This is a genomic window from Niastella vici, assembly GCF_002077945.1.
In the GTDB taxonomy this organism is placed as follows: domain Bacteria; phylum Bacteroidota; class Bacteroidia; order Chitinophagales; family Chitinophagaceae; genus Niastella; species Niastella vici.
Window position 1 is genome coordinate 99,978 of sequence record NZ_LVYD01000051.1, and the last position, 18,628, is coordinate 118,605.

An 18,628-nucleotide genomic window follows, 5' to 3' on the forward strand; every position below is an offset into this window, starting at 1 on the left:
ACTCAAAAGGGGGCTTGAATCCTAATGGGGTGAGTGGGTAAATTGCCGGTTGGTTGGCGAATGAATCAGCAAATCCCCCGAATTCGGGGGATTTAAACCTGTCGAATTCGATAGGTTTAAAAGCCTACTCCTTCTTCGCCGGGTCCTTTATACCCTCACTTTTGTTATAGGCTTCCGATCTTCCTTTTTCGATCGACAGGCTTTGCCACCCGTTGTCTTTGATTATTTTGCCTATGTACAGGATCTGCCCAACGTGATAGGGATAATGCGCCAGCTGCCGGTTAATGGCATCTATGACCAGTAGCGGTTCTTCCCTGATATAAATGGTTTTCAACAGGTCATTTTCAGTAAGCGCGGTGAGCGCGTTTAAAAAACAACTCCAGCCTTTTTCCCACAGATCGAACAATTGCTGTTTGGAATAGTTGTGCACTTCAAACTCTTCATCACGATTCCGCCATGATTTTTCGCCGTCTTCAGTAAGGAAGTTGGTCCAGCGGCTGAGCATATTTCCCGAAATATGTTGAACGATGACGGCAATGCTGTTTGAGGCTTCGTTGGGTTTGAGATGCAGATCGGCATCTGTTAACTGTTCGAATGTTTTTTCGCCCAAACCTTTATAGTAGCGCAACCGCCTGATGGCCGTTTGCAGGTATTCGGTGCCTAATGAGTTTGACATGGCTAAAATTTATTGCAATTTACAAAAATGGAGAAGCGCCGGGGAATCAATACCCCGCCGCTGAATCATTGCCGCGTTTATCGGCCACCGCTTCAATGGCGCCATTGGGGTCAATACGTATCACCTCGGTACGGCCAATGGAACCGCGCTGGGTAACCTTATACCCCATTTGCGTCAACTGTTGTCTTACTTCCTGCGGAAATTCTGCTTCAACATATATTTCATCGGGCAGCCATTGATGATGGAATTTGGGTTTATTCACTGCATCTTCGGTGCTCATGTCAAATTCCAGCATATTAACAAGGGTTTGAAATACCGAAGTGGTTATGGTGGTGCCACCCGGTGTGCCTGCCACCAGGAACGGCTTGTTATTTTTTAAAACAATGGTTGGTGTCATGGAGCTAAGCATGCGTTTGCCCGGTGCAATAGCATTGGCATCGGCGCCAACGGCGCCATACATATTGGGTACGCCCGGTTTAATGCTGAAGTCATCCATTTCATTATTCAATAAAAAACCGGCGCCGCCCACTACGGTTTTGCTGCCGTACCAGCCATTTAGGGTAGTGGTTACCGATACGGCATTGCCGCTTTTGTCGTACACACTGAAATGCGTTGTTTCTTCACTTTCGGCAATAATACCGGCCTGAATGGTTTGGCTGCTGCCTGCGGTTTGTGTTGAATAATCTTTCATTCTTTCCTGCGCATAGGCTTTGCTGGTTAATTTTTTTACCGGCACTTTATAGAAATCGGCATCACCGAGGTATTTGGCGCGGTCGGCATAGGCGCGGCGTTCTATTTCGGTCATTAACTGCACTGATTGCGTTGTTTGAAACCCATATTTTTTTATGGGGTATTCTTCTATCATGTGCATCATCTGTGGCAATAAAACACCACCGCTGCTGGGCAGCGGCATCGTAATTATTTTAAATGTTTTGTAATCGAACACAACTGGCTGCCGCTCTTTGGCTTCGTAGTTTTTCAGGTCTTCATAGCTGATAATACCACGGGCTCTTTTCATTTCTTCCACGATCAGTTTTGCGGTTTCTCCTTCGTAAAAACCGGCTTTGCCTTTGTCGCGAATGCGTTTCAATGTATTGGCCAGGTCCTTTTGAATCAGTGTATCTCCGGCCTTCCAGTCGCCGGGTTTTACAAAAACAGGGGTAACGGTATTATATTTTATAAAAACATCCCTGGAATGGTTCAGGCTATTGGCTTCCGATTCGCCAATAACAAAACCTTTTTCAGCCAGGTCAATAGCAGGTTGAATTAATTTTTTAAAAGGAAGGCGGGCATATTTCATACAATCGAATAAACCGGCAATGGTGCCGGGCACCCCTGCTGCAAGGTGACCATTCTGGCTTAATTCGGTTTGGGCGTTGCCCTGGCCATCGAGGTACATATCACGGTAAGCCGTAGCCGGGGCCTTTTCGCGGTAATCGATCGTAATGTTTGAACCGTTCGCCAGCCTGATAACCGTAAAGCCGCCACCACCGATGTTTCCTGCACCCGGATACACTACCGCCAGCGCCAGCTGGGTGGCAATAGCAGCATCTATGGCGTTACCTCCCTGTTTCATAATGGCAATACCGGTTTCACTGGCCAGCGAATGAGCCGAAACCACGGCGCCATTTGAACCGGTCGCCTTTTTTTGTATAGTGTATTCATAGGGGTTAAATGGAAGAGAAGTGGCAGAACGCTGACCAAAACATGCGGTGCACAGCAGCACTAACGGGAATGAATAAAAAAAGAATGATCTCATATGAAAGAATAGATTGAGTAGCTAAAATTAATGAACCAAAATTAGCTGGCGGTTTTTTTTATAATTGAATGAAATGTTCTAATTTTAGAATTAACAAAAACTGTTTACGGGGACCAAACCACATGAGCTTATGAGGAAACGCCATTTTTCACAGCGTATAGTACACTTCTATTCATATCATTTCCCATATGTTTTGCGGTTTTATGCATTCTCCTTGTTGATCAGCAGGTTTAAACATATTTTCAACCCATATATTTACGCAGACATTTCCACTAACAACTTGCCCGGCAGGTAGTGGCCGCTGCCAGGTTAACCATGTTCACTGGCGCGAATTTTATTTGCGTTTTTAATAAAGACTTAGTGGTCACATGAGAAAATAAAAGCATTTCACCCCGGTGAGGTGCTTTTTTCATTTTCAACGATTTAATTACTTTCACGGTACATTTTTTAATTATGAAGAAAGTCCCTGGTGGCGTAGCCTTGTTGTTATTCATCTCCAGCCTGGCATTGGCACAGGTAAAATCACCCGATCAGTTCCTGGGATATAAATTGGGTACCCGGTATACTCCCCACTATAATATAGTCAATTATTGTAAACAGGTGGCCGAAGCGGCGCCCGGCATGGTAAAGCTGGAACAATATGGCGCCACCAATGAAGGCCGTCCGCTGTTACTGTTAATGGTTACTTCGCCCACCAACATGGCGCGCCTGGAGGCCATCAGGCTAAATAACCTGCATTTGGCCGGCATGACAGACGATAAAACGGCGCCCGATGAAAAAGGCCCGGCCATTGTGTGGTTAAGCTATAATGTGCATGGCAATGAAACCTCTTCCTCTGAAGCGGCCATGCTAACCCTGTATGAACTGGTAAATCCTTCTAACACAAAAACAAAAGATTGGTTGCAAAATACGGTCGTTATTATTGACCCCTGCATTAACCCCGATGGCCGCGACCGGTATGTGAACTGGTTTAATTCGGTGGTAGGCATTCAACCCAATCCGCAGCCTTTTACCAGGGAGCATTCAGAACCCTGGCCGGGCGGCAGACCCAATCATTATTATTTTGACCTGAACCGCGACTGGGCCTGGCAAACACAGGTTGAAACGCAGCAACGTGTTGAGCAATACAACCGGTGGTTACCGCAGGTACATGTTGATTACCACGAACAGTATTATAACAATCCCTATTATTTTGCGCCGGCAGCCGAACCTTACCACGAAGTGATCACCACCTGGCAGCGCGAATTCCAGACCATCATTGGCCGGAACAATGCAAAATATTTTGATCAGAACGGATGGCTGTTCTTCACCAAAGAACGGTTCGATCTGTTCTATCCCAGCTATGGCGATACCTATCCTTTGTACAAAGGCGCTATTGGTATGACGTATGAACAGGGCGGACATAGTCGCGGAGGCGCGGCCGTCATTAATCATGATGGCGATACGCTTACCTTGTGGGACCGGCTTTATCACCATTTCACCACCGGCATGAGCACCATTGAGGCCACTGCGCAAAATGCGACAAAGCTGGTGCAGGAATTTAAAAAGTATTACGATAAAGCGCGTACTGCGCCGCCCGGGGAATTCAAGGCCTATGTTATAAAAGCCGATGAAGGAAAAAAGATTTCCCGGTTAAAACAATTGCTCGACCGCAATGCGATCAAATGGTTCGATGCAGAAGAAACCAGTTATACAGGCATCAATTATTTTACCGGCAAAGCAGAAACGATTAAAGCAAACGATCACGATGTAGTTATTAATGCCAATCAGCCCAATGCAAACCTGTTAAAAGTATTGTTTGAAAGGAACTCCCGCCTCAGCGATTCGGTAACGTACGATATCACGGCCTGGTCGGTGCCCTTTGTATATGGCCTCACTACCTATGGTATAAGCAATTATGTAAAGAGCGGCCTCAATACGAAAGCAAAGAGCCTTTCAGGTATAACAACACAGAGTGCCCCTGTTGCCTGGATCGTACGTTGGAATGGATTAAACAGTGTTCAGTTCCTCAGCGCTATATTGCAAAAGAAAGTAAAGGTGCGGTATGCCGAGCAACCATTTAAAGCGAATGGAAATGATTTTGATAAGGGAACGCTCATCATAACACGTACAAGCAACCAATCGCTTGGCACATCCCTGGCCGGCATTATCAGCGATGCGGCCCGCGGAGCAGAAATAGATTTTACCGAAGTTTCTTCTTCCTTTGTTGATAAAGGATTTGATTTTGGATCAGAAAAAGTACATGTCATGAAGGCGCCTAAGGTCGGATTGCTGGCCGGCGATGGCGTATCCTCACTGGGAATGGGCGAAGTGTGGCATTTTTTTGATAAGCAGATCGGTTACCCCCTGAATGTTATCTGGGCAAATGATCTTTCCAAAAACAGCCTGCGCGAGCTCGATGTGCTCATTTTGCCCGATGGCAACTACAAGTTTCTGGCAGACCGTCTCATGAATGATGCGTTAAAAGATTGGGTTACCAACGGTGGCCGCCTGATTGCCCTGGAAAGCGCCGTGGCGCAACTGGCTGTGTCTGATTGGGGCATCAAGATCAAAAAAAGTGACGATGACAAGGATAAACCCGATGACAAAAAAGAAGATTACGGCTTGCTGCGCCGCTATGAGAACCGGGAGCGGGATTTTATACCCGGGGCCAATCCCGGCTCTATATTTAAAGTAGAGCTCGATAATTCGCACCCGCTCGCATTTGGGTACGACGATGCTTATTATACCCTCAAACAGGACAATACCATTTACGATTTCTTTAAAGATATGGGCTGGAATGTAGGCGTGATCAAAAAAGACAACCAGGTAGCGGGTTTTGTTGGCTCAAAGCTGAAAGATAAACTGAAAGACGGCCTTTTGTTTGGCGTACAGGATATGGGGCAGGGGAGTGTTGTTTACCTGGCCGATGACCCGCTGTTCAGAAGTTTTTGGGAAAATGGCAAACTGCTGTTCAGTAATGCGGTGTTTATGGTAGGGCAGTAGGTTGTTAAAATTTACCAGCGGATTGGCACACTGCCCTGCATTGTGTTATTTTGCCCCCGGTTTCAGCTCAAAACTTATAGAATGAATGAATTTTACCCCGGGCGATTACTGTTACTGATTGCTTTGCTGTACGTATTGCCGGTATCAGCACAAACGCCTGCTGCCTATACATCGGCCGATATCTTTCTACAATTAAAAAAGCTAAAGGTATTAGGATCGGTATTATACTTTGCCGCCCATCCCGATGATGAAAATACCCGATTATTAGCCTGGCTTGCCCGGGAACGATTATACCGTACCGGTTATTTATCATTGACCCGTGGCGATGGCGGACAAAACCTCATCGGTGACGAACAGGGTATTGACCTGGGGCTCATTCGTACACAGGAATTACTGGCCGCCCGCCGCACCGATGGCGCCGAACAATTCTTTAGCCGCGCCTTTGATTTCGGGTTCAGTAAAAGCACCGACGAAGCCCTGGAAAAATGGGGAAAGGAAAAAGTGCTCAGTGATGCCGTGTGGATCATTCGCAAATTTCAACCCGATATTATTATTACCCGTTTTCCCGAAGACAGCCGCGCAGGCCATGGCCACCATTCTGCATCTGCTGTGATCGCTCATGAAGCCTTCCGCGCAGCGGCCGATCCCAATCGCTTTCCCGAACAATTCAAATATGGCGTACAACCCTGGAAGGTAAAACGCATATTCTGGAATACCTTCAATTTTGGAAGCGGCACCAATACTACCAGCAACGATCAAATGAAAATTGATGTAGGCGGTTACAATGCGTTGGTGGGAAAAAGTTATGGTGAAATAGCCGCTGAAAGCCGCAGCCAGCATAAAAGCCAGGGTTTTGGCGTGCCAGCCAGCCGGGGTACACAATTAGAATACTTTTCATTGACAGACGGAGAGGCACCCCAGGGCGACCTGATGGATGGCGTAAATACCGGCTGGACAAGGATAGAAGGTGGCAGCGCAATTGATGCCCAGATCGATGATATTATTAAGAGCTATTCCCTTGCCAATCCCGAGAATTCCATTCCGGCCCTGGTGAATTTGTATAAGTCTCTGCAATCATTAAAAGACGGCTACTGGAAAACGCAGAAGATGGAAGAAGTGCAACGCCTTGTTGAGCAATGCAGCGGATTATGGCTCGAAGCCACTACCGGCAATGAGCAGATAGTAGATGGCGATTCCATAAAAATAAATATAGCTGTCAATAACCGGTTAGGGGCGCCCATACAACTGAATAAGCTCAGCCTCGATGTGCTGGATACTTCCCTGAACATGAACCTGGAGAAGAACCGGAACGTAAACCTGCAACGAACGTTCTATGTATTCACCACCAAACCCATTTCGCAACCTTACTGGCTTGAACATAAAATGAGCGATGGCTCCTTTACTGTTGACGATCAGTCGCTGATAGGAAAGCCGCAGAACGACCCGCCTTACCAGGCGCGTTTTGAGTTGGTGATCGCAGGGCAACCGTTCTCCTTTATTAAACCGGTATTATACAAGCATACCGATCCGGTGAAAGGTGAGCTGTACCAGCCGCTGGTAGTAGTGCCTTCTTCTACCGTTACCACCGATCCCAGCATCATCATTTTCCGTAAAGGCGAAAAGCAAAGCGCCGAAGTGGCCATTACCGTAACGGCCAATAAACAATTCAACGGGTACAAAGCCAAAATATCAAAACGGCTTACCTACGATAACAGCACAAAGACCGATAGCAATTTCAACATGCAACCCGGCATGCAACGTCAATACCTGTTCAACATTGATAATGGCATGCTGAAAGACAAAGAGCAGGATTTTGTGCAGGCTTTTGTTGAACTGAAAAACGGTACTGAAGAACAACCGGCTTATTTGAACCTGAATAATATTCAGTACGATCATATTCCGCACATCCATTATTTTTATCAGGATGCCATCAAGGTATTGAATATTGATATAAAGACCGTTGGTAAAAAGATCGGTTATATAGAAGGGGCCGGCGATAAAGTGACCATTGCCCTGCAGCAGATGGGTTATGAAGTAACCATATTGAAAGAAAAGGATATTACCCCCTTTAATCTGAACCAATTTGATGCTGTGATCACCGGGGTGCGGGCATACAATGTGCACGATTACCTGGAAGGAAAACATGCCGTGTTGATGGAGTATGTAAAGAACGGCGGCAACCTGATCGTTCAATACAATACCAGTAATTTTATCAGTTCGGTAACTTCCAAAATAGGGCCTTATCCCTTTACCATTTCGCGCAACCGCGTTACCGATGAAAAGGCAACCGTGAATTTCGTGCTGCGCGATCATGCTGTATTAAACTATCCTAATAAGATAACTGCAAAAGATTTCGACAACTGGGTACAGGAACGGGGAATATATTTCGCCGATCAAATAGACCCCGCTTATGAAATGCCGTTGTCTATGGCCGATCCAAATGAAAAGGAACAAACAGGCAGCCTCATCATTGCCAATTATGGCAAGGGAAAATTTGTTTATACCGGGCTGGTGTTCTTTCGCGAATTACCTGCCGGCGTACCGGGTGCATACCGGTTGCTGGCCAATATTATTGCATTAAATAAAAAGAAAGGATTTTAGATGGCCCCTTTATCAAAGCGTGAATGGTTCTTCATTATTGCTATAGCGGTTGGACTTATACTTGGGAAGCTACTGAAAAGAGTGACCATAGGATTGGCGTTGGGATTGTTGCTGACATTTATGGTGGTCATGATCGTTTCGAACAAAAAGAAATAATACATTAAACACATTGCATGTTGCCGGTTAAGAAAGAACAGATCCCTGTATTCAGGAAATGGCGGTACTGGTACCTGCTGGTGATCGGCTTTTTGTTATTGCTGATAGTTCTTTTTTATTTCTTCACTAAATACTTTGCATGAACTTTTCCCGGTTAGACTGGACCGTATTGGTGTTCACCCTGTTGCTCATTATTGTGTATGGGGTGTACCGCAGCCGTACATCCAAAAACCTGGAAGGGTATTTATTGAGCGACCGGCAAATGCCCTGGTGGCTGGTGCTGTTAAGTATTATGGGCACGCAGGCAAGCGCTATCACTTTCTTAACGGCGCCGGGTCAGGCGTATAGTGATGGCATGCGGTTCGTGCAATATTATTTCGGTTTGCCCTTTGCGATGGTGGTGGTCTGTATCACCTTTGTGCCCATTTTTCACCGGTTAAAAGTATTTACCGCTTACGAATTCCTGGAGCAACGGTTCGATGCAAAGACCCGCTTCCTTACTTCATTCCTGTTTTTACTCTCACGCGGGTTATCAACCGGTATAAGCATAGTAGCGCCCTCTATGGCCTTACATTTTATGCTGGGTTGGGATTTTACGGTCACCAATTTAATAATGGGCGGACTGCTGATCATTTATACCGTAAGTGGTGGCGCCAAAGCTGTAGCTTATACGCAGCAATTGCAGGTCATTATAATTTATGCAGCGATGTTTTTAGCCGCCTGGTGGGCCATAAAGATGCTGCCCGCGGGAATTGGCTTCACAGAAGCCCTGCATATAGGTGGCAAATCGGGTAAGCTGAACGTAATAACATCAGGGTTTACAGAGAAAGGGTTCGACTGGAAAGACCGGTACAATATCTGGAGCGGCATCATCGGCGGATTCTTTCTGGCTTTGAGCTATTTCGGAACCGACCAAAGCCAGGTAGGCCGTTATCTCACTGCCCGTTCAGAACAGGAAAGCAAGATCGGCTTGCTGATGAACGGACTGGTAAAAGTCCCCCTGCAGTTTTGCATCCTGTTGATTGGGGTATTGGTTTTTGCATTTTACCAGTTTAATAAAGCGCCAGCCTATTTTAACCTGGCGCACGAAAAAACCATGCAACAAAGCGCCAATGCCGGTGAATTTGCTGCTGCCTCGCAACATTATCAGCAGGTGCAGGACGAAAAAAGTAAGACCGTTACCGCATTGGGTAATGCCTTGCAACAGCATGATGAAGCTGCTGTTAACCAGTTGCGCAGCCAGTTACAACAGGAACAGCAGCAGGCCGGGCTGGTGCGTGATTCAATAAAGAACATTGTTAAGAAAACAATCCCCGGCAGTGATGGCAATGATACCAACTATATTTTCCTGCGCTTTGTAGGTGATTACCTGCCCAAAGGGCTGGTAGGGTTGATCATCGCTATTATCTTTCTGGCATCATGGAGCAGTATTGCAGCCGCTTTTCATTCGCTGGCATCCTGTACCATGGTTGATTTTCATAAACGGTTATCCAAAACGCCCGCTACCCCCTTGCAGGAGTATCGCTGGTCGCAGGCCTATTCATTGATATGGGGCCTGTTTTGTATTGTTGTGGCGCAATTCGGTTATAATTTGGGCAATAGTTTAATAGAAGCCGTTAATATCCTTGGCTCCTGGTTCTATGGTACCATTCTCGGCATTTTCCTGGTGGCTATTTATATAAAAAGAGTAGGCGGTCATGCCGTGTTTATTGGCGCACTTATGGCCGAGGTTACCGTTATTGCTGTATATTCCTTTGATTTGCTTTCATTCCTTTGGTTGAATGTTATTGGCGCGGTTGGGGTGGTGGTATTTTCGGGATTGTTGCAGGTTGTCTTCTTCGGACAAAGCCCCAAAGTGAAACAAAAACCTGCATTTGAGAAATAGGAAACAGTTTCCGGTTACCTGGTTCCGGTTGCCAGGGCCGCAAATCGTAAAGCCTGACTAATAATTGGCTGTTCTCCCGGTAACCGGCAACAGGAAACTGGTAGCCGATCTAAAGCACCACCTCCATTTGAATATTGCATCGTTCATACGGCGTTGCATGCCCCACCACTCTTTTGAATCCTAATTTATGATACAGGTTGATGGCGGGTTGTAGTATGGTATTGCTTTCGAGATACAATTTCTTAGCACCCAGCGACCGGGCCTTTTCCATGATGGCCTGGCCAAGCAACCAGCCGATATTTTTTCCCTGCGCTGCCGGTGACACAGCCATTTTGGCCAGTTCATATTCATATACCGGGTCATCCATTTTTATCAATGCGCAAACGCCTACCGGTTCATTATTGTACAGGGCTACCAATATGTGACCGCCTTTGGCGATGATATTATTTTGCGGATGGTCAAGCGCCTTATGATCGGCCGCTTCCATTTTAAAATACTTCGAGATCCATTCCTCATTTAACCGTTTGAAGGCTTCCTGGTAGGCCGGTTTGTAATCGACGATGTGCACATCGCGGCTTTCGCGTAATTTTTTTTGTTCCTGCACCCTGCGCAACAGCGATTTCTGTTGTAATAAAAATTCCCATTCTTCAATGGCCTTCCACAGGTCGTACCGGGTTTGAGATAAAGCTTCTTCAATGGCATTGGTGACATCAATATATTGCGGGGCAATATTGGTTGCCACTTCCCTGCCTTTTTTGGAAAGCGCCACCACATTTTTACGGCCATCCTGTTTGTCTTTTTTCTCAACAACAAGCCCCTGTTTTACCATTTCCCTGATGATGGTGCTTACCGAGGGGTGCGAATGCCCGATTTCCTCAGCAATTGCGGTGATCGTTTTATCCTGTCCCTGCGACAGGGCATGGAACACCGGGAACCATTTTGGCTGTAGCGATACATTGTACATTTTATAAACCTGGCTGGCATCCTCTGTGATCTGTTCACTCAGGCGGCGTAAGCGGCTGCCGATCGCCATTTTGCCTACGTTGTTGTAAAAGTCCATTGTTTAAGTAATTATGTAATTGATTACGTAATTTACGACTTTAATTGAAATGCGGAAGTTTTATCCCCAAAATTTTAGTTTAGAAAAGAATGGCCGGGGCGCCGGCTGCCAATAAAAAAGGTGCACCGCATTCGGCACACCCTTCTGGTATAAATAGTATAACCTTAATTATTTCAGCGTAGCCAGCAGCTTTTGGTTCAGGGCTACATAATCATCGTTCTTGGCTTCTTTGGCCAGCTCAATTGATTTGTTGGCCGATTCAATGGCTTCCTGTTTTTTACCCAGTTTGGCCAGGCAGTTGGCCCGTTGGTGCATTACCCAGAATGCTTTGGGATTTTGTTCAGCTGCTTTGTTGAACCATTCAAGCGCCTGGTTCAGGTCTTTGCCGTTATCCAAATAATACATGGCGGCCTGGAAATAAGGACGGTCCTTTTCATCACCCTTTTTCATTTGCTCAGAGATCTGCGACATTACTTTGCTTTCGATCTCTGTAGTGATGGGCAGGGTTACATCAGTTTGGTCCCAGGTCATATGCAATTCAATACTGGTAGGTTTTACATTGGCGAATTGCATGGTAAAGGTTTCAAATTTGTTTTTGATACCTTCTGGTTTTGCCTGTACGCGTACTACATCGCTTTCCTGTTTGTAGGCAGCGGGTGAAGTAACGTCCAGTTGTTTGGTGATGATGATGGTCCAGGAAGCTTTATCAGGAATAGTCAGCAAACCATATTTACCAGCTGGTATTTTGGTGCCGCCTATTGTTACCTCATCGGCGAAGGTAAGCGTAGTGGCCTGGTTGGCACCGGTACGCCATACTTTTCCGAAGGGAACCAGGTCGCCGAATATTTTACGGCCTTTCATGCCCGGGCGTGAATACGACAATTCAATTGAGCCCAGACCAAAATCCTGTTTAATGGTTTGTGTTGAAGAAGGCGCAGGTGTTTTTAATTGCGCTTCAGTGGAAATTGCAAATGCAAGCAAGCATGCAATCAAACATATCTTTCTCATGACGAACGAATTTCCGCGAAAGTAAGCTATTCAGGGAATGCACAATGAAATGTTGGATGAACGGATCATTAAAAACGTACCATAACCGTTATCCGGGCTTTGCGTCCTTTTAGCAATTTCCAGGAAGGGCCCTGTTTAATAAGCCGGATGGCTTCGTCGTCGTATAGTTTTGAAAGCGATTGTTCTGTTTTGAAATCAGATAGCTCCCCTTTTTTATTTACCTGGAAGCTAACCAGTACCTGGCCGTTGAGGGCAGGAGCGCCTGCCGGTGTTTTTTTGTTTTTCTCGAGGTATTGATCAAATGCCAGCCAGCCGAACACCGGTTCGGCATCATGCACCATCACATTGGGATATTGATTACTGCCCTCCGACAGCTTTTTCCCTTTTATAGGAGTTATAGCCACTTCATTCAATGCAATATTGGCAGGTAATAATTGCAGCTGGTTCATGGCCGCATTATTTTGTAATCTGAAATTCTGTGTGCCATAACCGCTTACATTTACCGCCACATCAACTACAGAGTCATTGGCGGGTATCTTGAAAAAGCCGGTCTTGTCGGTATAAAAATTATTACGGGTATTCGGTATCTGTAAATACGCATTGGCGATGGGGTTATTGTAATGATCGGTTACCTGCCCCTTGATAACCCCCGACAGGTTGTTATCTTTTTTATTTGCGTTGGCGGTTTTTTTATAAAGGCTCTTATAATTATAAAGGCTATCGTTCCTGGCAATGGTTATCACCTCTGTTTCCCGTTCTTTGTCTTTAAAGAGGTCATCTGTTCTGCGTGCCTTTGCCATATCGGGAGCAGCAGCTGCGGATGGCGCCGCCAGCTTTTTTTCTGCAACAACATCCTTCATGGCGGGTTTAGCCGCTTCGAAGGCATTGTTATACTCCTGTTTAACCGAATCGGTTTGCTGTTTTCGATCGTCGTATGCATACACCTGTGGTGGCGCAGCGGATGCCTGCGGCTGCACTATACGGTTCCTGTAATATCCGTTGGCATTGTTATGGGCCACCTCATTATGCACAGGTTTTGAAACGCTGGTAGCATTGGACCGGCCGGGTGTTACAATTGCGTCGGCACTTACAGTTGAATCGGTGCTTATTTTTTTCCCATCAGCTAAAGCGGGTGTGGGCTCCTGCTGCTTTGGCTGTTGTGTTTCGGTTTCAGGAACGGTGCTTTTATCGCTTTCTGTTTGGGCAATTGTGTTTTGTTCACTTATAGGAGAATTGTTTACCAGGGTATATATCCATACACCGGTTATGATCACAATCACGGCGGCGGCTACTGCCTGCCAGTACCGGAAGGGTTTAAACGCCACAACTTTGCCGGGGCCGGTAGTACGGGTTTTAATTTGTTGCTGTAATTGTTGCAACTGACCGGTCACCAGGTTTTCTTCATGTGTGGTAAAAGCCTCTTGCATACCTTCAATGGCATCGGCCAGGAACGGATCGTCCAGCGCCGCTTTTTCCATAGCGTGCATTTCCCGGGCAGATAATTTCCCCTGCACATATCGTTGAATATCTGCCGCTGTGTAATGACTGGTATGTTCCTTGTGCCCGCTCATGAATTTATTTATACATTGGCTTCTTTACTTTTATATTTCTAATTCCTAACCTCTGATTTTTCGGTTTCCATCCCCTTTTCCATACAGATCTTTAAATTTCGCCGGCCGTTCTGGATAAAGCTGCGCACTTTATTCCACTCGATGCCGGTAACATCTGCAATTTCTTTATAACATTTATTTTGCAGATAGAACAGCTCTACCGCTTTTTTTTGCTCTGTTGATAAAGTTTGCAAACAACGCTCCAGCTTTTGCAGGTTCTCCTCCTTCAGCTGTATGCCATTCAGATGCGCTTCTTCCTCTAATTGCATACTTTCTACCTTAAATTCCGTTGTTTTCAGGTTTTTTGGGGTGCGTAACTGCATGAGGCAGTAATTTTTAGCAAGGGTATACAGCCAGCTTTTAAAATTATCCACCTCGTGTTTGGGCAATTTGGCCACCAGTTCCTCAAAGATCTGCATCACCGCATCCTTGGCCGCCTCAGGCTGTTTCAGGTACTTCAGGCATACCCCGTACAACAGGTCCATATACCGTTGAAAAAGCACGGCCAGCGCCTCCATATTACCGGAAGTGCGAAACAGGTTGACCAATTCTTTATCGGGCAACGCATTGGTTGGTATGTTCTTTATGAATGCCACCGACGGCTAAAATTAACAAAAGATATAACAAGTAGTGTATGTAATTAATAAGACGGAAATTATGCGCAGGGGTTGCAATGACTTTTCCCCCAACTGAATGCCCGGTACCGGGTTAAATATTTTTTATTTCCCCGTTATGTAATTTCTCCGGTGCGCCCATCTAATTAGGCAAATGCCTGTTTATGCCAAGATCTTTACGACTGATTATACCCGAACCCTGTCACGAGAACTGGCAGCAGATGACACCCCGGGAACAGGGACGTTTTTGCGGTTCCTGCCAGAAAACTGTTGTGGATTTCAGCATGATGAGCGATCAGGAGGTGTTGAACTATTTTTTGAAAGCCGGTCATAAGGTGTGTGGCCGGTTTGCCGAAGACCAGCTGAATAGGGAACTGCCAATAACTGAAAAGCGAAAACGCTTTTCATGGGCCTATGTGTGGAATGTATTGCTGGCCACCTTCCTGCTCACGGAAGCCAATGCACAGGTTAGGCCAAAGGCCAGGCCCAAAAAGCTGGTTAGAACCATTGAAAGAATGCCCCAGGTAATGGGCGATGTGGAATCTATACGTTTGGATCCTGTTGAGACTGTAATACCGGTTACAGTAAAAGGTAAGGTGATTGATTCGAAAAGTAATCAACCGGTAGCAGGGGCCAGTATCAGAATAAAAAATACTTCCAGGGGTGTCATGGCCGATACGCTGGGTAATTTTAAGTTACCTGTTGAAAAGAAAGATTCCCTGGTGCTGGAGTTCAGCGCCATTGGTTACGAAACACAAACCCGCGTAATAGATGGGCTCACCGGCTGGCAGCATGTTCAGGTGTTTTTGAAGCCGGCCTTTGCCAATTTGGGGGAAGTTAGTGTTATTGCCAATGAGAACACTACCAAAAGAGGGTATACAATATGTAATTATACATTTACAAGATCAGAAATAATAAAAAGAAATATCAACGATTGGGTACCCACTGCCCTAAAAAAGGACGTTAAACTGTATCCTAATCCTGTTGTTCGCGGGAATTACATACAGGTGAGCCTGGCGTTAAAACAAGCCGGCAACTACAAGCTGGAGGTAATGAACACTGCCGGACAGATCATGCTGGTGCAGCCTGTTGTAATGGCAACGAAAGAACAGCAGGTTAATATTTACACGCAATCAGCATGGAGCGCCGGTATTTACTGGGTACGCATTATTTCCTCCAATTCAAAAACAGTTTACCAGAGCAAGTTTATATTGCAATAATGGTTACGCCGATTATGGAATTTTAACCTGGTCTGCATCAAATATTAAATAGCGTTTATGTCGAAAGCCGTACAGCTACATATACCCGAACCCTGTCATGAGAACTGGCAAAACATGACGCCGCAGGAACAGGGTCGCTTTTGCGGTTCCTGCCAAAAAATAGTAGTTGATTTTAGCGTAATGAGCGATAAAGAGATCCTCAATTATATTTCCAGCGCCAGTACGCAGGTTTGTGGGCGGTTCGCGAACGATCAATTGAAACGGGAGTTAAGTGTTGCAGAAAACAAACGGCGGTTCTCCTGGGCATATATCTGGAATGTATTACTGGCCACATTTCTGGTTACAGAGTCATATGCACAGGGCGAGCCGGTGATGAAAAAGAAACCGGTGACTACCAACAAACCGGTACTGCCTAATGCTTTACCTACAATGGGTACGATAGCCATTGTGGAACCGGTTGAATTGTCGCTGCCGAGGGAGATCAGTGGTACTATAATAGGAAGCAAATCCAAACAACCAATGTCCGGTGCTACTGTCATGATAAAAGGTACAGGAAAAGGCGTGGTGGCTGATGCCCTGGGAAACTTTAGAATACAGGTTGAACAGCAGGATACGGTTACATTGGAAATAAGCTACGTTGGTTATCAATCGCAGACCTTGGTGTTTGATAATAAAACGAACTGGAAAAATGTGAACGTTATACTTTTTGAAGAAGATGTAGTATTTACAGGAGAAGTTTTGGTAGTGCATAAAGTAATCGTGTACAGAACGGGAAGATGTGCTGGGTAAAATAGCGATTGATGAAAAACCTACTGCTATTTTACAGCAACAGGAAATCAAAGGAACTATTCTGGATAGCAAAACAGGTGCTCCGGTAAAAGGCGCCAGTATTCATCTGGCTGATTATGGAAAAACCGTGTTGAGCGATTCAACGGGTAAGTTCAGTTTAACGATTGAAAAAGGTGATTCCATTGTTCTTGAGGTCAAAGCTCCCTGGTATGTAACAAAACCGGTGCTGATAAATAACACAACCAACTGGCAGAATCTGGTAATAATGATGACGGAAGAATCAATTCACATGGGCGCAGTTGTGGTCGAAGAGGAGAATACAAATAAGTAATAGTTCTATACACGGGTTCATTCAGGATTAAAAATGAGGTAGTGATTATTTCTATTTCATGGTTCTATACCGGCCGAAAGGCCGGTATTTTTATTAAATAAAAAAGCCATCCGGTGTTGCGGATGGCTCTTAATGATTTTATATCGAATTATTTAAAAGGAATAATTATCATATTGTCCATATTCGACAATATCCTATTGGCTTCCTCTACTTTCTCGGGGAAGTAAATTTTTTCAGAAGGCTTGTCGCTTACAGTTAAATTAATTCCTAATGAAGCGGCGTATTTAATCATGCGTTCCCTCTCCTCCATCTGTTCCTTCGTGATCTTGTTCTGTTTCATACAATAATATTCTGTATTGTTGTTTAAATCTACGTTTTTTTGTTCGAACCAAAAAGCCAAAATAAGTAATACCTTTTTCAAAAGGCACATTATTTGATGTATTCTTATCCGTAAGTGTTCCAACTATATCAAAATCAACACTTAATTCTTCTAAATTCAGGGTGATTGCCATTCGATAAAGTCTTGTTCTTTCCGGGCTGCTTCCTTTAAAAAAGACACATTTATCTGGATATTTCTCAAAGAAAAATTTAAGTACAGTTACAACGGTGGCTAGGATCTTATTTCTATCATTGTTATTATCTCTTGCTAAATCGTCTATACTCCCAGTCTTTTTTATTTCCAAATGCCAGGTTAACAAACGATCCATCTGGTCTTTCTGTGAATTAAATTAGTTTTCTAATAGGTCCTTTTGGCCCAATGCTGGTAAACTCATATTCAAGATAATCACTTGTCACAAACAGCTCTGTATACCTCTCATACTTCATACGCCCGATACATGTATTACTTTACTATTAAATTAAGGAATACTATAATTACGGCCAACAATCAGCGATATTTTTTTTAATAAAACTGATTTAAAGTATGTGTACAATCGGCGCTATATAGCCGATCCTTAGCAAACTTTCTCTCTGCTTCACCCCTTAAACGCCGGATGGAACTGTTGCAACGTATCGCGCAGGAACTCCCTGTCTAAATGCGTATATATTTCGGTGGTAGTGATGCTTTCGTGCCCCAGCATTTCCTGCACTGCCCGAAGATCGGCGCCGCCTTCTACCAAATGTGTGGCAAATGAATGCCGGAAAGTGTGTGGTGAAATATTCTTCGTGATGCCCGCTTTCTTTACCAGTTCTTTCAACAGCAAAAAGATCATTACCCGGGTGAGCTTTGCACCGCGCCGGTTCAGGAACAGCATGTCTTCATGTCCTTTCTTTACCGGCACATGCACCCGGATGTCCCTCTTATAAATGGTAATATATTTTACCGCTGAATCACCTATCGGTACCAGCCGTTCCTTATCTCCTTTACCGGTTACGCGAATAAAACCTACATCGAGGTACAGGGCACTCAGCTTCAGGTTTACGACCTCGCTTACCCGCAATCCGCAGCTGTACATGGTTTCAAGAATGGCTTTGTTGCGGCCGCCTTCGGGTTTGCTCAGGTCTATTTCGCCAATAATAGCTTCTATTTCCTCAAAAGTGAGCACATCGGGTAGCGCGCGTTTTAGTTTGGGCGCTTCCAGCAGGGCAGTGGGGTCTTTGGTAACGATATTTTCAATAAGACAATACTTATAGAATGCGCGGATGCCTGAAATGATGCGGGCCTGCGAGGTTGGCGTCATGCCCAGCTCACTTACCCAACGGATGAACAGTTGCAGATCGGGCAGGGTAACATTGGCCGGACTTTGTACATTGTTCTTTTCCTGCAGGAACTGGGTAAGCTTTTCAATATCGCGCAAATAAGCTTCCACCGAATTGTCGGAAAGCGATTTCTCCAGTTGTAAGAAAGCCTTAAAGCCTTTTTTATACGGTTCCCACATAGTGTACTGTTAAAGCAAAATTGGGTTACATCAATAACGAAGCTATCCGTAACAAAA

The 18,628-nt window shown here is 45.1% G+C and carries 16 protein-coding genes; 8 read left to right on the forward strand and 8 right to left on the reverse strand.

Translation table 11 applies throughout. From position 1 onward, the window contains the following. Positions 1–124 precede the first annotated feature (124 nt). Positions 125–676: a DUF1572 family protein gene (locus tag A3860_RS20785; RefSeq protein ID WP_081149314.1), complete on the reverse strand. Its 552-nt coding sequence runs from the start codon at positions 674–676 to the stop codon at positions 125–127. 46 nt (positions 677–722) lie between these two features. Then, a complete protein-coding gene (gene ggt, locus A3860_RS20790; protein ID WP_081149317.1) occupies positions 723–2,435 on the reverse strand; it encodes a gamma-glutamyltransferase in 1,713 nt (570 codons plus the stop codon). 453 nt (positions 2,436–2,888) lie between these two features. Between ggt and A3860_RS20795 the strand changes: the two genes are divergently transcribed. The 5 genes from A3860_RS20795 to A3860_RS20805 all read left to right on the forward strand — a co-directional run bounded on the left by A3860_RS20795 (position 2,889) and on the right by A3860_RS20805 (position 10,062). Then, positions 2,889–5,420 carry a M14 metallopeptidase family protein gene (locus A3860_RS20795; RefSeq protein ID WP_081149320.1) on the forward strand — a complete coding sequence of 844 codons (2,532 nt, stop codon included), beginning with the start codon at positions 2,889–2,891 and terminating at the stop codon, positions 5,418–5,420. Between the two features lie 81 nt (positions 5,421–5,501). Further along, a complete protein-coding gene (locus A3860_RS20800; protein ID WP_081149321.1) occupies positions 5,502–8,021 on the forward strand; it encodes a PIG-L family deacetylase in 2,520 nt (839 codons plus the stop codon). After that, positions 8,022–8,177, forward strand: a complete 156-nt coding sequence (locus A3860_RS41175; protein WP_158085315.1) for a hypothetical protein — start codon at positions 8,022–8,024, stop codon at positions 8,175–8,177. 17 nt (positions 8,178–8,194) lie between these two features. Beyond that, the gene (locus A3860_RS42125) at positions 8,195–8,320 is read left to right on the forward strand and encodes a hypothetical protein (RefSeq protein WP_262497322.1); all 126 of its coding nucleotides are present in this window, start codon (positions 8,195–8,197) and stop codon (positions 8,318–8,320) included. After that, on the forward strand, positions 8,317–10,062 hold the full coding sequence (locus tag A3860_RS20805; RefSeq protein ID WP_081149322.1) for a sodium:solute symporter: 1,746 nt from the start codon (positions 8,317–8,319) through the stop codon (positions 10,060–10,062). Before A3860_RS42125 ends, A3860_RS20805 begins: the two co-directional genes overlap by 4 nt. A 109-nt stretch (positions 10,063–10,171) precedes the next feature. On the opposite strand, the gene A3860_RS20810 is transcribed toward A3860_RS20805, so the two are convergent. The 4 genes from A3860_RS20810 to A3860_RS20825 form a co-directional block, all read right to left on the reverse strand. Further along, the gene (locus A3860_RS20810; protein WP_081149323.1) at positions 10,172–11,122 is read right to left on the reverse strand and encodes a bifunctional helix-turn-helix transcriptional regulator/GNAT family N-acetyltransferase; all 951 of its coding nucleotides are present in this window, start codon (positions 11,120–11,122) and stop codon (positions 10,172–10,174) included. A 168-nt stretch (positions 11,123–11,290) separates the two neighbouring features. Next, the gene (locus A3860_RS20815) at positions 11,291–12,130 is read right to left on the reverse strand and encodes a DUF2911 domain-containing protein (protein ID WP_081149324.1); all 840 of its coding nucleotides are present in this window, start codon (positions 12,128–12,130) and stop codon (positions 11,291–11,293) included. A 68-nt stretch (positions 12,131–12,198) separates the two neighbouring features. Beyond that, positions 12,199–13,701: a carboxypeptidase-like regulatory domain-containing protein gene (locus A3860_RS20820; protein ID WP_081149325.1), complete on the reverse strand. Its 1,503-nt coding sequence runs from the start codon at positions 13,699–13,701 to the stop codon at positions 12,199–12,201. A 38-nt stretch (positions 13,702–13,739) separates the two neighbouring features. Further along, the gene (locus A3860_RS20825) at positions 13,740–14,336 is read right to left on the reverse strand and encodes an RNA polymerase sigma factor (RefSeq protein WP_173820236.1); all 597 of its coding nucleotides are present in this window, start codon (positions 14,334–14,336) and stop codon (positions 13,740–13,742) included. Positions 14,337–14,518: 182 nt separating this feature from the next. On the opposite strand from A3860_RS20825, the gene A3860_RS20830 reads away from it, so the two are divergent. From A3860_RS20830 to A3860_RS20840, 3 genes are read left to right on the forward strand one after another with little or no spacing between them, the layout of a single operon-like run. Beyond that, on the forward strand, positions 14,519–15,574 hold the full coding sequence (locus A3860_RS20830) for a carboxypeptidase-like regulatory domain-containing protein (RefSeq protein WP_081149326.1): 1,056 nt from the start codon (positions 14,519–14,521) through the stop codon (positions 15,572–15,574). Positions 15,575–15,631: 57 nt separating this feature from the next. Beyond that, positions 15,632–16,363 (forward strand): carboxypeptidase-like regulatory domain-containing protein, encoded by a 732-nt coding sequence (locus A3860_RS20835; protein ID WP_081149329.1) that lies wholly within the window; start codon positions 15,632–15,634, stop codon positions 16,361–16,363. Further along, complete coding sequence (locus tag A3860_RS20840; RefSeq protein ID WP_081149331.1) at positions 16,353–16,694, forward strand: carboxypeptidase-like regulatory domain-containing protein; 342 nt, start codon at positions 16,353–16,355, stop codon at positions 16,692–16,694. Before A3860_RS20835 ends, A3860_RS20840 begins: the two co-directional genes overlap by 11 nt. A gap of 284 nt (positions 16,695–16,978) precedes the next feature. On the opposite strand, the gene A3860_RS20845 is transcribed toward A3860_RS20840, so the two are convergent. Together A3860_RS20845 and xerD are read right to left on the reverse strand one after the other, a co-directional pair. Next, on the reverse strand, positions 16,979–17,401 hold the full coding sequence (locus A3860_RS20845) for a DUF6934 family protein (protein WP_081149334.1): 423 nt from the start codon (positions 17,399–17,401) through the stop codon (positions 16,979–16,981). 267 nt (positions 17,402–17,668) lie between these two features. Next, positions 17,669–18,571, reverse strand: coding sequence for a site-specific tyrosine recombinase XerD (xerD, locus tag A3860_RS20850; protein ID WP_081149336.1), 903 nt, complete (start codon positions 18,569–18,571; stop codon positions 17,669–17,671). Between the last annotated feature and the right edge of the window lie 57 nt (positions 18,572–18,628).

Bases quoted from the DNA above. Each gene is read 5' to 3' on its own strand.
- A3860_RS20785 (WP_081149314.1), bottom strand. From the start codon at position 676: ATGTCAAACTCATTAGGCACCGAATACCTGCAAACGGCCATCAGGCGG.
- ggt (WP_081149317.1), bottom strand. From the start codon at position 2,435: ATGAGATCATTCTTTTTTTATTCATTCCCGTTAGTGCTGCTGTGCACC.
- A3860_RS20795 (WP_081149320.1), top strand. From the start codon at position 2,889: ATGAAGAAAGTCCCTGGTGGCGTAGCCTTGTTGTTATTCATCTCCAGC.
- A3860_RS20800 (WP_081149321.1), top strand. From the start codon at position 5,502: ATGAATGAATTTTACCCCGGGCGATTACTGTTACTGATTGCTTTGCTG.
- A3860_RS41175 (WP_158085315.1), top strand. From the start codon at position 8,022: ATGGCCCCTTTATCAAAGCGTGAATGGTTCTTCATTATTGCTATAGCG.
- A3860_RS42125 (WP_262497322.1), top strand. From the start codon at position 8,195: ATGTTGCCGGTTAAGAAAGAACAGATCCCTGTATTCAGGAAATGGCGG.
- A3860_RS20805 (WP_081149322.1), top strand. From the start codon at position 8,317: ATGAACTTTTCCCGGTTAGACTGGACCGTATTGGTGTTCACCCTGTTG.
- A3860_RS20810 (WP_081149323.1), bottom strand. From the start codon at position 11,122: ATGGACTTTTACAACAACGTAGGCAAAATGGCGATCGGCAGCCGCTTA.
- A3860_RS20815 (WP_081149324.1), bottom strand. From the start codon at position 12,130: ATGAGAAAGATATGTTTGATTGCATGCTTGCTTGCATTTGCAATTTCC.
- A3860_RS20820 (WP_081149325.1), bottom strand. From the start codon at position 13,701: ATGAGCGGGCACAAGGAACATACCAGTCATTACACAGCGGCAGATATT.
- A3860_RS20830 (WP_081149326.1), top strand. From the start codon at position 14,519: ATGCCAAGATCTTTACGACTGATTATACCCGAACCCTGTCACGAGAAC.
- A3860_RS20835 (WP_081149329.1), top strand. From the start codon at position 15,632: ATGTCGAAAGCCGTACAGCTACATATACCCGAACCCTGTCATGAGAAC.
- A3860_RS20845 (WP_081149334.1), bottom strand. From the start codon at position 17,401: ATGGATCGTTTGTTAACCTGGCATTTGGAAATAAAAAAGACTGGGAGT.
- xerD (WP_081149336.1), bottom strand. From the start codon at position 18,571: ATGTGGGAACCGTATAAAAAAGGCTTTAAGGCTTTCTTACAACTGGAG.